This window comes from Cupriavidus sp. F041 (assembly GCF_057814235.1).
Genome location: NZ_JBVASY010000002.1, coordinates 680,870 through 695,495, shown reverse-complemented (window position 1 = coordinate 695,495; position 14,626 = coordinate 680,870). Strand labels below are relative to the sequence as shown.

The 14,626-nt window shown below is 64.5% G+C and carries 14 protein-coding genes and 1 other RNA gene; 4 read left to right on the top strand and 11 right to left on the bottom strand.

The window, feature by feature from the left end:
- Positions 1-65: 65 nt before the first annotated feature.
- The 5 genes from hisC to gyrA form a co-directional block, all read right to left on the bottom strand.
- On the bottom strand, positions 66-1,181 hold the full coding sequence (gene hisC, locus ACZY0R_RS20265; RefSeq protein WP_488860719.1) for a histidinol-phosphate transaminase: 1,116 nt from the start codon (positions 1,179-1,181) through the stop codon (positions 66-68).
- Between the two features lie 91 nt (positions 1,182-1,272).
- Positions 1,273-2,412, bottom strand: coding sequence for a prephenate dehydratase (pheA, locus tag ACZY0R_RS20260; RefSeq protein WP_035860282.1), 1,140 nt, complete (start codon positions 2,410-2,412; stop codon positions 1,273-1,275).
- A 100-nt stretch (positions 2,413-2,512) separates the two neighbouring features.
- Positions 2,513-3,673, bottom strand: a complete 1,161-nt coding sequence (gene serC / locus ACZY0R_RS20255) for a 3-phosphoserine/phosphohydroxythreonine transaminase (protein WP_488860717.1) — start codon at positions 3,671-3,673, stop codon at positions 2,513-2,515.
- A gap of 122 nt (positions 3,674-3,795) precedes the next feature.
- Positions 3,796-4,359 carry a DUF2059 domain-containing protein gene (locus ACZY0R_RS20250; RefSeq protein WP_488860715.1) on the bottom strand — a complete coding sequence of 188 codons (564 nt, stop codon included), beginning with the start codon at positions 4,357-4,359 and terminating at the stop codon, positions 3,796-3,798.
- 81 nt (positions 4,360-4,440) lie between these two features.
- Positions 4,441-7,137 carry a DNA gyrase subunit A gene (gene gyrA / locus ACZY0R_RS20245; RefSeq protein WP_488860713.1) on the bottom strand — a complete coding sequence of 899 codons (2,697 nt, stop codon included), beginning with the start codon at positions 7,135-7,137 and terminating at the stop codon, positions 4,441-4,443.
- Positions 7,138-7,594: 457 nt separating this feature from the next.
- On the opposite strand from gyrA, the gene ompA reads away from it, so the two are divergent.
- The 4 genes from ompA (at position 7,595) to ssrA (ending at position 10,236) form a co-directional block, all read left to right on the top strand.
- Entirely contained in the window at positions 7,595-8,251 is a 657-nt protein-coding gene (gene ompA / locus ACZY0R_RS20240; RefSeq protein WP_488860711.1) for an outer membrane protein OmpA, read from the top strand.
- Between the two features lie 111 nt (positions 8,252-8,362).
- Positions 8,363-9,112 (top strand): bifunctional 2-polyprenyl-6-hydroxyphenol methylase/3-demethylubiquinol 3-O-methyltransferase UbiG, encoded by a 750-nt coding sequence (ubiG, locus tag ACZY0R_RS20235; protein ID WP_045237986.1) that lies wholly within the window; start codon positions 8,363-8,365, stop codon positions 9,110-9,112.
- Positions 9,113-9,114: 2 nt separating this feature from the next.
- The gene (gene gph / locus ACZY0R_RS20230) at positions 9,115-9,786 is read left to right on the top strand and encodes a phosphoglycolate phosphatase (protein ID WP_488860709.1); all 672 of its coding nucleotides are present in this window, start codon (positions 9,115-9,117) and stop codon (positions 9,784-9,786) included.
- A gap of 91 nt (positions 9,787-9,877) precedes the next feature.
- Positions 9,878-10,236, top strand: a transfer-messenger RNA (tmRNA) gene (gene ssrA / locus ACZY0R_RS20225).
- 169 nt (positions 10,237-10,405) lie between these two features.
- Here the strand turns inward: ssrA and ACZY0R_RS20220 are convergent.
- From ACZY0R_RS20220 to ACZY0R_RS20195, 6 genes are read right to left on the bottom strand one after another with little or no spacing between them, the layout of a single operon-like run.
- Positions 10,406-10,879, bottom strand: coding sequence for a TolC family protein (locus ACZY0R_RS20220; RefSeq protein ID WP_488866063.1), 474 nt, complete (start codon positions 10,877-10,879; stop codon positions 10,406-10,408).
- 3 nt (positions 10,880-10,882) lie between these two features.
- Entirely contained in the window at positions 10,883-11,830 is a 948-nt protein-coding gene (locus ACZY0R_RS20215) for a TolC family protein (protein WP_488860707.1), read from the bottom strand.
- 11 nt (positions 11,831-11,841) lie between these two features.
- Positions 11,842-12,756: an HlyD family secretion protein gene (locus tag ACZY0R_RS20210; RefSeq protein ID WP_488860705.1), complete on the bottom strand. Its 915-nt coding sequence runs from the start codon at positions 12,754-12,756 to the stop codon at positions 11,842-11,844.
- Positions 12,743-13,492, bottom strand: coding sequence for an ABC transporter ATP-binding protein (locus tag ACZY0R_RS20205; RefSeq protein WP_488860703.1), 750 nt, complete (start codon positions 13,490-13,492; stop codon positions 12,743-12,745). Before ACZY0R_RS20205 ends, ACZY0R_RS20210 begins: the two co-directional genes overlap by 14 nt.
- 9 nt (positions 13,493-13,501) lie before the next feature.
- Complete coding sequence (locus ACZY0R_RS20200; protein ID WP_488860701.1) at positions 13,502-14,260, bottom strand: ABC transporter permease; 759 nt, start codon at positions 14,258-14,260, stop codon at positions 13,502-13,504.
- Positions 14,164-14,622, bottom strand: a complete 459-nt coding sequence (locus tag ACZY0R_RS20195; protein WP_488860699.1) for a hypothetical protein — start codon at positions 14,620-14,622, stop codon at positions 14,164-14,166. Before ACZY0R_RS20195 ends, ACZY0R_RS20200 begins: the two co-directional genes overlap by 97 nt.
- Between the last annotated feature and the right edge of the window lie 4 nt (positions 14,623-14,626).

Here is a 14,626-nt window from a genome sequence, read left to right as displayed (position 1 = left end):
ATCTCGTCTACGCCGGGCAACGGCGCCGCCAGTTGCGGCGGCGCCCGCCGGCGAAGGCGCGGCGCCTAATTGAGCGCCCGTTCCAGCGCGGCGATGAAGGCCGCGTTTTCCTCAGGCAGGCCGATGGTCACACGCAGCCATTGCGGCAGGTTGTAGTTGCCCACCGGACGCACGATCACGCCCTGCCTGAGCAGCACCAGGTTGACGCGCGCGCCGGCGCCGTCGTCCTGGCCCACGCGCACCAGCACGAAATTGCCTGAAGATGGCACGTACTGCAGGCCGAGCCGGTCGAAGGCCGCCACCAGTTGCGCCTTGCCGGCCCGGTTGAGTTCCGCGCTGCGCTGCAGGAAGGCCGTGTCGGCCAGCGCCGCCACCGCCGCGGCCTGCGCCAGGCTGTTGACGTTGAAAGGCTGGCGGATGCGGTTGAGCAGGTCGGTCAGCGCCGGCTGCGCGACCGCGTAGCCGATGCGCAGGCCGGCCAGGCCATAAGCCTTGGAGAAGGTGCGCGAAACCAGCAGGTTCGGATACTTGCGGACCCACGCCACTGAATCGTACTGCTGCGCGTCGTCCAGGTATTCGTTGTAAGCCTCGTCCAGCACCACCACGACATCGGCCGGCACCTTGGCCAGGAAAGCCTCGATGGCAGCCGCCGGCAGGAAGGTGCCGGTCGGGTTGTTCGGGTTGGCGATAAAGATCAGGCGCGTATCCGGCACGATGGCGGCGGCCATGGCGTCGAGATCGTGCCCATAGTCACGCGCCTTGACCTCAATGGCGCGCGCGCCGATTTCCTGCGTAGCCAGCGCATACACCGCAAAGGAATGCTCGGCGTAGATGACCGACTCGCTCGGTTTCACCAGCGCGTGCGCGGCGATTTCCAGGATGTCGTTGCTGCCGTTGCCCAGCGTGAGCCAGTCGGCCGGCACGTCGAAACGGGCCGACAAGACAGCCTTCAGTTCGAAACCGTTGGCATCGGGGTAGCGGCCCAGGTCGGCGACAGCGGCGGCGATGGCCGTCCTGGCCGACTCGGGCATGCCGAGCGGGTTCTCGTTCGAGGCCAGCTTGACGATGGCGGACTCGTCCAGGCCGAATTCGCGCGCCACTTCGGAAATCGGCTTGCCCGCCACGTACGGAGAGATCGCCCGCACATACTCGGGACCGAACTGCTTGCCTTGCTCTGCCATCCTGGCTCCTTGGTGATCGTCTTTCGCGGATCGCGATCCGCGATCGCCGATCCGCTCTTCGGTCTGGCTGCCGCCCGGGCGGCAAGCCTTGCTATCGACTGGACGGGTATGAACCCAGCACTTTGAAGTAAGCCGCGTTACGGCGGAGTTCTTCCAGTGCCCGCGCCACCGAGGCATCGTGCTGGTGCCCTTCCACGTCGACGTAGAAGTAGTACTCCCACGCGCCGCTGCGCGCCGGGCGCGACTCGAAGCGGCACATCGACACGCCGTTGTCGGCCAGCGGCGCGAGCAACTGGTAGACCGCGCCAGCCTTGTTGGGCACCGACAGGATCATCGAGGTCTGGTCGCTGCCCGAGGGCTCGGTCTCGTAGCGCCCGATCACCGCGAAGCGCGTGCGGTTATGCGGATCGTCCTGGATGTGCGTGCGCACCAGATGCAGGTGATAGCGATTGGCGGCGGACTCGCCGGCGATGGCCGCCACGGTGGGATCTTCGCTGGCCATGCGCGCCGCTTCCGCATTGCTCGATACGGCCTGGCGCTCCAGATGCGGGTAGTTGGCCGTTAGCCAGTGCTGGCACTGCGCCAGCGCCTGCGCGTGCGCGCGCACCACGGTCACGCCCTTCATGTCCGGCGACGACGCCATCAGGTTGTGATGCACCTTCAGCGCGATTTCGCCGCTGATTTTCAGCGAGGTCTGCAGGAACAGGTCCAGCGTGCGGGACACCGCGCCCTCGGTGGAATTCTCCACCGGCACCACGCCGTACTCCACGGTGCCGGCTTCCACCGCGCGAAACACCTCGTCGATGCTCGGGCACGGCACGCCGCTCACCTCGTGGCCGAAATGCGCGTACAGCGCCTGCTCGGAGAACGTGCCCGCGGGGCCCAGGAAAGCAACTTCAAGGGGCTTTTCCAGGCCGCGGCAGGCGGACATCACCTCGCGCCAGATCGCCGCCACACTGTCGTCGAGCAGCGGGCCGGGATTGGCGCCCTGCACCTTGCGGATCACCTGCAGCTCGCGTTCCGGACGGAACACCGGCGCGCCATATTTCTTCTTGACCTCGCCCACATCGAGAGCGAGTTGCGCACGGCGATTCAACATTGCCAGCAGTTCGCGGTCCAGCTTGTCGATCTGCTCGCGCAACGGCGTCAGTTCGACGCCCAGCGCCTTCTCGGCGGCGCCATTGTCCGGCTGCGCCTCCTCCTGCGCGATGTCTTTGTCTTGATTTGTCATTGTATGAATCCGCTACGCCACGTCATTGCGATGTGGCCCTGGAAAAAACCGAATCGGCACTGCGGCGGCAGCGCCAGGCGATGCCGCCGCAAACGAAGGATCAGGCCGCGGTGCGCTCGAAGTCGCGCATGTACTCGATCAGGGCGGCGACGCCCTCGAGCGGCATGGCATTGTAGAAGCTGGCGCGCATGCCGCCGACGGACTTGTGGCCCTTGAGCTGTACCAGCCCCCTGGCGCGCGCACCGGCCAGGAAGGCATCGTTGCGCGATTCGTCAGCCAGGAAGAACGGCACATTCATGCGCGAGCGGCAGCTCGGATCGATATCATTGCGGTAGAACGCGCTTTGATCCAGGAACTCATAAAACGCGTGCGCCTTGGCGATATTGCGTTGCTCGATCGCATCCACGCCGCCCTGCGCCTTGAGCCACTTGAAGACCAGCCCGGCGATGTAGATGGAATAGGTCGGCGGCGTGTTGTACATCGAGTCATGCTCGGCCACCAGGCGCCAGTTGAAGGCGGTGGGGCAAAGCGGATGCGCATGGCCCAGCAGGTCTTCGCGCACGATCACGATGGTCAGGCCGGCCGGCCCGATATTCTTCTGCGCGCCGCCGTAGGCCACCTGCACGCGCGACCAGTCGACCGGGCGCGACAGGATGTGGCTGGAGACGTCGGCCACCACCACCGGCCCGCCGTCGCGGTGCTGGCCGATGTCGGGCACGTCCTGGAACTCGACACCGACGATGGTCTCGTTGGTGCACAGGTGTACATAGGCGGCATCGTCCGACAGCTTCCAGTCGGACACGTCCGGGATACGCACGAATTTTTGCGCGGTGCTGGAGGCCGCGATATTGACCTCGCCATAGCGGCGCGCCTCCTGCTCGGACTTCACCGACCACGTGCCGGTGACAACGAAATCCGCCTTGGGGCGTTCCGCGTTGAGGCGAGACATCAGGTTGAGCGGCACGATGCCGTTCTCGCCAATGGCACCGCCCTGCAGGAACAAGATGCGGAAGTCTTTCGGCACGTGCAGCAACTCGCGCAGGTTCGCCAGCGCTTCCGCCTGGATCCCCTCGAACTCGCGGCTGCGGTGGCTCATCTCCATCACCGAGACCCCGGTACCGTGCCAGGACAGCATCTCGTCGGCTGCCTGCAGCAACACTTCGGTCGGCAGGGCCGCCGGACCGGGCGAGAAGTTATAGACACGCTCGGCCATGGCGCGCTGCATCATGGCGGCAAGTGCTGGATTCTGGGGTTCGTTCATGGATCGGGATGGAAATGAAAAATGGCTGCCGGTGTTACCCAAGCAGCCATTATCCATCAAACCCGCGCCAGATAGGGGAGCCGGGGATAGTGCCCCGCACGCCCCACCGGCCCGCGGGTGAATTACTTCGAAGCGGCGGCGATTTCCTTCTCGGCTGCGTCGCGCATCGACTTGCCAACCTGCGGGCCGTACTTCTGCATCATCGAGCCCCAGATTTCCTGCGTAGCCTTGCCTTGGTTCGCCATGAACTTCTGGCCCGTGGGCGACTTCAGGAACGTGGTCAGATCCTTGATTTCCTGGGCGCTGTAGTACTTGGCGAAGGCGTCGTAGTGGGCCTTCATGGCGTCGCTCTTGAAGCCATCGGTGGTGAACGCCGTACCGGCGCCGTCCACCATGCGCTGCACGGCGCCATTCTTCTTGAGCTTGTCGACGGCGGCTTGCTTCTGCTTGTCGTTGAGCGTCTTGTTCTCGACCAGTACCTGCTCCAGAACCATGGGCGCTTCCTGCTTGGCGCCCTGCTGCCAGTTCTCGGCCTGGCCCTTGACGGCCTGGTCGGCCTGCATCACGGTCAGGAGCTCCTTGATGGCAGCGGTCTTGTCCGCATCCTGGGCATGCGCCGCGTTGGCCAGCATCATGGCCGGCACGATGGCAGCCAGAACAGCGATACGTCGATAGGTTTTGAACATTGTGACTCCCTGGTAAATATGTCCGTTTTAGTCCCGCAGCCGGCAATCGAGTTCCGGCCATCGGGTCAATGTTGCAACAACTTACGAATTGGATCCCGTGTCAGGGGTGCCAGCCTCGGTGCCGTCCTGCGCACCTGCCCCCGGCTCTCCCTCGGCAGCAGCATCGGCCCCGTCGAGTTCATCACCCGCCACACCGTTGTCGGCGTCGCTTTCGACGATTCGCTGCAGGCCGGACAGCTTGGTGCCTTCGTCCACGTTGATCAGGGTCACCCCTTGCGTGGCACGGCCCATCTCGCGGATTTCAGATACGCGCGTACGGATCAGCACACCGCCGGTCGTGATCAGCATGATCTCGTCTTCCGGCGACACTAGCGCGGCAGCCACCACCCGGCCATTGCGCTCGCTGGTCTGGATCGCAATCATGCCCTTGGTGCCCCGGCCGTGTCGAGTGTACTCGGCGATCGGGGTACGCTTGCCATAGCCATTTTCGGTGGCGGTCAGCACACTGCCCACCGCTACGTCCTGCTCGCTGGTCTCGGCCGGCGCGACCAGCATGGCGATCACGGTCTGGCTTTCTTCCAGGTTCATGCCGCGCACGCCGCGCGCCTGCCGGCCCATCGGACGCACATCGTTTTCATCGAAGCGCACTGCCTTGCCGGAGTCCGAGAACAGCATCACATCGTGCTGGCCATCCGTGACGGCGGCGCCGATCAGGTAGTCGCCCTCGTCGAGATCGACAGCGATGATGCCGGCCTTGCGCGGGTTGGAGAACTCGGTCAGCGCCGTCTTCTTCACGGTGCCGCGCGCGGTGCCCATGAAGATGAAGTGCTCGGCGTCAAACTGGCGCACCGGCAGGATGACGTTGATCTTCTCGCCGTCAGACAGCGGGAACATATTGACGATCGGCCTGCCGCGCGAGTTGCGCGACCCCTGCGGCACCTCGTACACCTTCAGCCAGTACAGCCGGCCGCGGTTCGAGAAGCACAGGATGTAGTCGTGCGTGTTGGCGACGAACAGCGTGTCGATCCAGTCGTCTTCCTTGGTGGCGGTCGCCAGCTTGCCCCGCCCGCCGCGCTTCTGCGCCCGGTACTCGGAGATCGGCTGGCTCTTCATATAGCCGCTGTGCGACAGCGTGACCACCATGTCCTGCGGCGTGATCAGGTCCTCGGTATCCAGCTCGGTCGCATTGAGCTCGATATGCGAGCGGCGCAGGTCGCCGAACTCCGCGCGGATGGCGGTCAGCTCGTCGGTGATGATGGTGCTAATGCGCTCCGGCCGGGACAGGATATCGAGCAGGTCGGAGATGACCGCCATGACGTCGCGGTATTCCTGGACGATCTTGTCCTGCTCCAGGCCCGTCAGGCGCTGCAGGCGCATCTGCAGGATTTCCTGGGCCTGCGAGTCGGACAGGCGGTACAGGCCGTCGCCCTGCATGCCGAAGATGGCAGGCAGGCCGTCGGGGCGGTAGGAAGCGCGGCCGCCCGGCGTGTCGCCTTCGGCGCGTGCCAGCATCTCGCGCACCAAGCTCGAATCCCACGCCTTCGCCATCAGCCCTTGCTTGGCGATGGGGGGGGTCGGCGCTGCCTTGATGATGGCAATGAACTCGTCGATATTGGCCAGCGCGACCGCCAGGCCTTCCAGCACGTGGCCACGCTCGCGCGCCTTGCGCAGCTCGAACACGGTGCGGCGGGTGACGACTTCGCGCCGGTGCGACAGGAAGCACTCTAGCATCTGCCGCAGGTTCAGCAAGCGCGGCTGGCCGTCGACCAGCGCCACCATGTTCATGCCGAAGGTGTCCTGCAGCTGGGTGTGCTTGTAGAGGTTGTTCAGCACCACCTCAGGCACTTCGTTGCGCTTGAGCTCGATCACCACGCGCATGCCGGACTTGTCGGACTCGTCGCGGATATCCGAGATGCCTTCGACCTTCTTGTCCGTCACCAGCTCGGCAATGCGCTCCAGCAAGGTGCGCTTGTTGACCTGGTAGGGCAGCTCGTCGACGATGATCGCCTGGCGCTGGCCACGATCGATATCCTCGAAGTGCGTCTTGGCGCGCATGACGACGCGACCACGGCCGGTGCGGTAGCCTTCGCGCACGCCCTGGATGCCATAGATAATGCCCGCGGTCGGGAAATCCGGCGCCGGAATCAGCTCGATCAGCTCGTCGACCGTGGCTTGCGGATTGCGCAGCAGGTGCAGGCAGCCGTCGACCACTTCGTTGAGGTTGTGCGGCGGGATATTGGTGGCCATGCCCACCGCGATACCCGACGATCCATTAATCAGCAGATTAGGGATGCGCGCCGGCAGAATCAGCGGCTCATTCTCCGAGCCGTCATAATTCGGCCCGAAATCGACAGTTTCCTTATCGATATCGAGCAACATCTCGTGGGCGATCTTGGACAGGCGGATTTCGGTATAACGCATGGCTGCCGCGTTATCCCCGTCCACCGATCCGAAATTACCCTGGCCATCGACCAGCATGTAGCGCAGGGAGAAATTCTGCGCCATGCGCACGATCGTATCGTATACAGCAGTGTCGCCGTGGGGGTGATACTTACCGATCACATCCCCTACGATACGCGCCGATTTCTTGTACGGCCGGTTCCAGTCGTTGTTAAGCTCATGCATCGCATAGAGCACACGCCGATGTACCGGCTTCAAGCCATCCCGGACATCGGGAAGCGCGCGCCCTACGATCACGCTCATTGCGTAATCGAGATAAGAGCGGCGCATTTCCTCTTCGAGGGAGACCGGAAGGGTTTCTTTGGCGAATTGATCCATTGCGGCGTGGGTTATCCGGCGAATTTAAACAGAAGGCACCCAGGTGAATCACCATTCGCCAAGCGGCGTCCGGCAGTAGGGCAACGTGGCATTCTAACATGCGCGGCTGCCCTCCCCCGCAGCCGCCTCCCCCCCCTCCAAAGGGCCTTTGGCGACGCCGGGAAACGACGAGAAAAGCCGCTGCGAAAATCCTGCAAGCCCGGCCAGACAAGGGTTTGCGGGCATCGCAAGAGCCATGTTGCACAAACACCACAGGCCCAAAACCCATTGGTGGAATCGAATATATTTACTTCTTAGGAAACGACCCTTGTGGCACAATTCCCCAGCGAAGAGCCAGACATTGTTCGAAGTGGAGCATACACCGCATCGAGAATGTTATACTCCGAAGAATGTATGACTTGTTTCCGTCCATTTGCTCGCAGTAACCCTGCGGTGATCTCATCCTGAGAGGAGAAATATGAAAAAATTTGCCAAGCTCGCGCTCGTTGCAGCTACCGCAGTAATGGCTGCATCCGCTCAAGCCCAGTCCGTCCCCTACGAAAAGAAGGCTGTGAACGAAAACTGGGGCAACGGTACGAGCGAGTACGTGTGGAAGAACGGCACGAACGAGCTCTGCTGGCGCGACAGTTCGTGGACCCCGGCCACCGCCAACGCACTGTGCGACGGCGCCCTGGCTCCGGCGGCCGCTCCGGTGGCACCGCCCGCACCGGTTGCTCCTCCGGTTGTTTCCAGCGAAAAGGTCACTTTCGCCGCTGACACCCTGTTCGACTTCGACAAGGCTGTCCTGAAGCCGGAAGGCAAGGCCAAGCTGGACGACCTGACCTCCAAGCTGTCCGGCATCACCCTGGAAGTGATTATCGCAGTTGGCCATACCGACTCGTTCGGTTCGGACAAGTACAACGATCGCCTGTCGATCCGTCGTGCTGAAGCCGTCAAGGCCTATCTGGTCAGCAAGGGCGTTGAAGCCAACCGTGTGTACACGGAAGGCAAGGGCAAGCGTCAGCTGAAGGTTGACCCGAAGTCGTGCAAGGGCAACCGCAAAGCGCAGATCTCCTGCCAGCAGCCGAACCGCCGCGTGGAAGTCGAAGTGGTCGGCACCCGCAGCGCACGTTAATCGGATCCTTTCCGATGAAGAAAAGGCCCAGCGCGAGCTGGGCTTTTTTTTTGATACAGTGGCTGCATACTTTCCGCTTTCGCGCCGCCGCCTGGCCGCGCGCCAAAATCCATGACGCAGATCTCCCCTCCGCACCATCCCACCGTTGAAACCACCCAGCTCGGCAAGAATGCCGATGCCCGCGAAATCGATAAATTCAGCGAGCTGGCCCACCGCTGGTGGGATCCGGAGAGCGAGTTCAAGCCGCTGCATGAACTCAATCCCTTGCGGCTCGGCTGGATCGACGGCATTGCCGCGCTCGAGGGCAAGCAGGTGGTCGACATTGGCTGCGGGGGCGGCATCCTCGCCGAAAGCATGGCGCGAACCGGCGCCACGGTGCGGGGCATCGACTTGTCCACCAAGGCCCTCAAGGTCGCCGACCTGCACAGCCTGGAGTCAGGCGTCCCGGTGACCTATGAAGAAATCGCTGCCGAGGCGCTGGCTGCCCGCATGCCTGCCGGTTTTGACGTAGTGACCTGCATGGAAATGCTGGAGCACGTGCCGGACCCGCAGTCGATCGTGCGAGCCTGCGCAACCCTGGTACGGCCAGGCGGGCATGTGTTCTGCTCCACCATCAATCGCAATTTCAAGGCCTATATGCTGGCCGTGGTCGGCGCCGAGTACGTACTCAGGATGCTGCCGCGCGGCACGCACGACTACGACAAGTTCATCACGCCGTCGGAGCTCGCGCGCTTTGCGCGCAATGCCGGGCTTGAACTCGTCGAGATGCGCGGCATGAGCTACAACCCGCTGACCCAGGTCTACTCGCTGGGAAGGGACACCGATGTGAATTACCTGATGGCGTTCCGCCGCCCCGCCTGAATATGCGCACCTACGACGCAGTCTTCTTCGATCTCGACGGCACCCTTGCCGACACGGCCCCGGATCTGGCCGCGGCAGCCAACCGGCTGGTCACCGAGCATGGCCGCCCTCCCGTGGCGTACGAGCAACTCCGCCCGGTCGCTTCGCACGGCGCGCGTGGTCTGATCGGCGCGGCCTTTGGCAAGAGCCCGGCCGATCCCGAGTTTCCCGGCCTGCGAGACACGTTCCTGGACTATTACGAGGCCGACATCGCGGTGCATACGCGCCTGTTCGACGGCATGGCCGAGGTCCTGGACGCGCTGGAAACCGCCGGCATCCGCTGGGGCATCGTCACCAACAAGATCACCCGCTTCACCGCGCCGCTCGTCGCCGCCATCGGCCTGGCGCCCCGCGCCTCGGCGGTGGTCAGTGGCGATACCACGGCGCACGCCAAGCCCCACCCGGCACCGCTGCTCCACGCGGCCGACGTCAGCGGCGTGGCGCCCGAACGCTGCGTGTATGTCGGCGACGACCTGCGCGACATCCAGGCAGGCAAGGCCGCCGGCATGATCACGATCACCGCCGCCTATGGCTACTGTGGCGATGGCGAACCGCCCGAGGCATGGGGCGCCGACTACCTGGTGCGCCACCCAAGCGAGCTGATCGCGCTGCTGACACCGGCAGGAGCGCGCTGAGGTCAGAAAGGCTCCCGGGGAACCCGCCAACACTTCGGGCCTCCAACGGAGTACAATGTTGCTTCTTGACACTGTTCACACAGTTCACGCAGGGGCCGACCTGGTTTCGACGTGGGTTACAAAGCAGTGGAGGGCATACCGAGGACCCGTCACCTCGTTAATCAATGGGAATGCAATAACTGCTAACGACGAACGTTACGCACTGGCCGCTTAATTGCGGCCGTCCTCGCACTGGCTCGCTGGCGGGCTAGAGTCGCAAGACTACGCGAGGTCATATACGCCAGATAAGCCCTGAGTGAGTCACGAACCCAGGGACGAAAATCTAGTGACTCGCCGTTGTAGAGCGTGTTCGTCCGCGATGCACCGGTTAAATCAAATGACAGAACTAAGTATGTAGAACTCTCTGTGGAGGGCTTGCGGACGCGGGTTCGATTCCCGCCGGCTCCACCAATATTCAGTCCCGGATAATCCCGGGACTACCCAAACCCCCGAAGGCTCGATGCCTTTCGGGGGTTTTCTTTTTGGTGGACTGCCTATAATCGCCCGCCATAATCCGGGAGATACCAGGAACCATGGCGCTAGTGCGAATCTCGCGTCGCGCTAATGAAATGGGCGACGCTTACCGCCCCAGCGCCCTGAGCGCCGACGCCCAGCTGACAAGCACCTCGTGCTGGCGCGCGGTGAGTTCGCGCTGCGCTTCGAGCCATGCCATATCTGCCCGCAGGGTGGCATCGCGCGCGCTTGTCCCCGCCGCGACCAAAGCCCTGGCCGCGGCCTGATCAGCCGTGCGCCGTGCGAGACCGGCTGCCGCGATCTCACGCTGCCTGCTGGCAGTGGCCACGGCCCCGAGCGCGACTTCCACCTCGCCCAGCGCGGCCAGCACTGTCCTGCGGTAAGCTGCTTCCTGCTCTTCGGCAGTCGCGGTCGCGTGGGCGGCATGGGCCCGCAGCCTGCCCCCGTCGAGCACGGGCATCTGTGCCGCGGATCCGAGCGCCCAGCCAAGCGCATCGCCACTGAGCCACCGGCTCAGAGACTCGCTCAGGAACCCCGACATGCCTGTCAGCGTGAGCGTGGGATAGCGCTCGCGCCGTATCCGCTAGGCGGCCATGCTGGTGGCAACTACGCGGTGCCATGCCGCATTGATATCGGGGCGGCTGGAGATCACCGAAGCGGGCATGTCGGCGCGCAGGGACCCGGTGAACGCCATCCGGCCGAGATATCCGTCCTGCGCCTCCAGTTGCAGTTCCGATGGCGCACGGCCCAACAGCACCGCCAGGCGAGAGATGGCTTCGTGGCGATCTTCTTCAATCTGCGCCAACGACTGCTGCCGCTGCGCCACCAGATCGGCCCGATGCCGGACGGCGGCCCGCGTTGCGAGCCCAGCCTCGCGCCGACCGGATTCGTCCGCCGTCAGCTTGCGGGCAAGCTGCAGATCCAGCAGGAAATCCTGGCGTAGCGCGTCGGCCAGACGGACATCGGCGTAGGCGCGTACGAAGTCATGAATCAGCCACTGCCGCACCGCGCGGCGATCCGCCTGCGTCGCATCGGCGTGGGCGCCGGCCTCGCCCTGCGCAAGCGCCAGGCGGCCAAACAGATCGATTTCATAGCTGGCGGCGAGTTGCGTGCCAAAGTGCGAACTCCGGTACGGTGGCACGCGAAAGTGACCACCCTCGCCATCCTGGAACGTGGATTGCTGGATACGCCCCCGCTCCGCGTTCACGTTCAGGTCCAGGCGCGGCATCCTGTTTGCACGCGCGGCATCCACCGAGGCGTGCGCCTGCCTGACCCGCGCGGCCGCTGCCCGCACGTCCAGGCTGTCATCGAGCGCGACATCCACCAGGCCGTTCAGAACCGGATCGCCGAGGCTTGTCCACCAATCGGCGAGCAGCACCGCTTCGGCGGCATCGGGCAACCCGCTCGCTTCGGTGACGAGGCCGGACCACCGTTGGGTTGGCGGCGCGGGCCGCGTTGGCGCGACCGTGCCGGACACGCATCCGCCCAACAGGAACGAGAGCGCCAGCATGGCAATGCAGGTTCTGGGCATCCTGTTCCTCCTCAGCTCGCCAGGAAGCGCACCACCACGCGCTGGCCAATGAACAAGTCTTGCGCATCCAGCGCGACGACTACCTCTACGACACGGTTGTCCTGCTTCTCGGCAGGGTCGTCGCCCACGCTTCGCTGCCCGACGATCCTGCCAACGCGCAGCACCTTGCCGCGCCACCGCCGTACGGGATCCGCCTCCAGGATGATTTCCGCCGCACCTCCCGTGTTGATGCCCGGGATGTATTGCTCTTCTAGTTCGGCACGAACGATGCGGCCAACATCCGGGGCGAACAGGAAGAGCGGCGTGACATTGAGCGTGCTGACGCCATTGCCGGGCCGCGCCTGCCGCTGGATGATCTGGCCATCGAGCGGTGCCGTGATGGACCGCTCCTGCACTTCGCGCTCAGCGATGGCGAGCCTGGCGCCTGCCGTGACGATGGCGGCTTCGGCGGCAAGCAAGCCCACCGCCGCGCTGGCGCACCGGTCCCTGGCCTGATCCAGTTCCTGACGCGGAATGGTCTCGTCATCGGCAAGCGGCTGCAGCCGCCTGGCCTCGCGCTCGGCAGCCGCGAGTTCCACGCGGGCCTTGTTGCGTTCCTGGACGGCTTGCCCGACTTCGGCACGGGCCAAAGCGAGGCCGCGCACCGCGATCTCCGTGTCCAGCGTTGCCAGCAACTGGCCAGCGCGCACCCGATCGCCTTCCTCGACCATGACGCGGGCAATCACGCCGTCGCGCCTGGCGGCCAGGCGCACCGGGCCGCCCTCGATGTCCACGCGCCCCTTGGCGCTGGCAAGCGCGCCCACCGGGACGCCATGCCGGGCGGACGTTGGCGCGCCTGGCGTTTCATGGCCGCATGCGCTCAGCCACAGCGCGGCGGCAACGAGCCAGCAAGCCTTCGGCAGGCGAATCGGACTATGCATATTCATGTTTGCGCTCCTCTGGCGCGAGGTTGTTTGCAGACGGTTGCCCATGCTGCTGCCGATCACGGATGACGATGCCGTCCTCGAGCTCGATGACGCGGTCGGCATGCGACAGGAGGCGGGGGTCATGGGTGACTCCCAGCACCGTTGCGCCATGCTCGGCGGCGATCCTCTTGAGCAGGTCGATCACGATCTCTCCGTTGGTCTTGTCCAGCGCTGACGTCGGTTCATCGGCAAAGATCAGCCGGGGGTTCTTGACCAGCGCCCTGGCAATGGCCTCGCGCTGCTCCTCCCCTCCTGAAAGCTCGGCGGGCCGCAGGTGGCTGCGACGACCGAGGCCCACTTCATCGAGCACGCGCCGCGCTCGCGCAGCCGCCGTTGCGCCACGCGCGCCGAGGTACTGCAGGACCAGCAGCACGTTCTCGAACGCGGTGAGCGCCCCGAACAGGTTGAAGCCCTGAAAGACAAAGCCGCAGTTCTCCATCCGGAACCGGTCCAGCGCCGCTTCATCCAGCGTCCACAGTTCGGTGTCTAGTGCAAAAACCTGACCGGTGTCCGGCCTGAGCAGTCCGGACATCATCGACAGCATCGTGCTCTTGCCCGATCCCGAAGGCCCGACGATCAGCGTCAACGCCGCCGGATAAATCTCGAGGCTGCTGTCCTTGATCACCTGCTGCGTGATCTTGCCGACCGTGAACGCCTTGGCGATGCCGCGACTGGCGAGTGAAGGTTGGATGGGCATGGGTTCCCCTCAACGAAGCAGTGATGCAGGCTCGGCGCGGCCCAACGGCCTTAGCGCGAGCAGCCCGGAAACGATGGCGATCGCAAGCAGCAGCACGCAGACGCCTGCCAGCATCCAGGCGGGAAACCGCATGGCAATCCGCAAGGCATCGCCCAGCCATGCGATCAGCAGCGTGAATATCCCCGTCGCGAACAGGCCGGCCACCCCGACCCAGAGCGACTGCTCAACCACGATGGCTCGCAACGATTTGTGCGGTACGCCCAGCGCGCGCAGCGCGGCGAACTCCTTGACCGAGGCCAGGATGGCGCCTGAAAGCGTCTGGCTGGTTATGACCATGCCCACCACCAGGGCCAGCAGGGATGCAAACCCGGTGCCGATTCCCGAGCCCGACTCGAGCAGCCAGTAAGCCTGCGACTGCGTGGAAAGCGCATCTGCCGTCCAGACGCTGTAGCGTGGGAATCGCGCCTTGTCCGAGATCTCGGCGGCCACCTTGTGCGCATCGAATCCCGGCTTGAGCCGCACCAGGTAGAAGGCAGCCTGCTCGGCGGTTTCCGGAGCGAGGTATCGCGCGGTCGCGGACGAGGCCAGTACATTGACGCCGCCGACGGAGCGTATGCCTTCGACGACGCCGGCGATGCGCGCCCGCCGGCCATTGATCTCAACCGCAGTGCCTACCTGCGCGCCCAGTTTGCGCATGTCGGCAACGTCGATGATGATGGCATTGGGCTCGCGCAGCAGCGCCCGCTCAGCTGGCGTGAGCAGCCGCAAGCGAGCCCGGCACCGGACACATCCATGGCGTGAAGCAGCACCGATACCGGCACCCCGTCCGGGCGCCTCAGGTCTCCGTATGCGGTGGTATAGGCTTCGATCCTGCCGGCACCGGGATGGGACCAGGCAAGCGCATCGCTCCCACGCCCTAGCGGCCGGCCGAGATCGACACTTTGCGTGTTGCGAAAGCCGATCCACAGCTCGGCGCCGGATTTGTCGACTACCCCCGCGACCGAACCAAACAGCCCCAGCAGCAGCGCCAGTTGCACAACGATCAGCAGGCCCGCGAAGGTGATGGCGAGCACGGCGGCGAGGTAGCGCCGCCATTCATGGACGAGGGTGGCACGAGCAAAGGAAACCATGCCT

Excerpts from the sequence above, each read along its gene's own strand:
- hisC (WP_488860719.1), bottom strand. The coding sequence starts at position 1,181 with ATGGCAGAGCAAGGCAAGCAGTTCGGTCCCGAGTATGTGCGGGCGATC.
- pheA (WP_035860282.1), bottom strand. The coding sequence starts at position 2,412 with ATGACAAATCAAGACAAAGACATCGCGCAGGAGGAGGCGCAGCCGGAC.
- serC (WP_488860717.1), bottom strand. The coding sequence starts at position 3,673 with ATGAACGAACCCCAGAATCCAGCACTTGCCGCCATGATGCAGCGCGCC.
- ACZY0R_RS20250 (WP_488860715.1), bottom strand. The coding sequence starts at position 4,359 with ATGTTCAAAACCTATCGACGTATCGCTGTTCTGGCTGCCATCGTGCCG.
- gyrA (WP_488860713.1), bottom strand. The coding sequence starts at position 7,137 with ATGGATCAATTCGCCAAAGAAACCCTTCCGGTCTCCCTCGAAGAGGAA.
- ompA (WP_488860711.1), top strand. The coding sequence starts at position 7,595 with ATGAAAAAATTTGCCAAGCTCGCGCTCGTTGCAGCTACCGCAGTAATG.
- ubiG (WP_045237986.1), top strand. The coding sequence starts at position 8,363 with ATGACGCAGATCTCCCCTCCGCACCATCCCACCGTTGAAACCACCCAG.
- gph (WP_488860709.1), top strand. The coding sequence starts at position 9,115 with ATGCGCACCTACGACGCAGTCTTCTTCGATCTCGACGGCACCCTTGCC.
- ACZY0R_RS20215 (WP_488860707.1), bottom strand. The coding sequence starts at position 11,830 with ATGCCCAGAACCTGCATTGCCATGCTGGCGCTCTCGTTCCTGTTGGGC.
- ACZY0R_RS20210 (WP_488860705.1), bottom strand. The coding sequence starts at position 12,756 with ATGAATATGCATAGTCCGATTCGCCTGCCGAAGGCTTGCTGGCTCGTT.
- ACZY0R_RS20205 (WP_488860703.1), bottom strand. The coding sequence starts at position 13,492 with ATGCCCATCCAACCTTCACTCGCCAGTCGCGGCATCGCCAAGGCGTTC.
- ACZY0R_RS20195 (WP_488860699.1), bottom strand. The coding sequence starts at position 14,622 with ATGGTTTCCTTTGCTCGTGCCACCCTCGTCCATGAATGGCGGCGCTAC.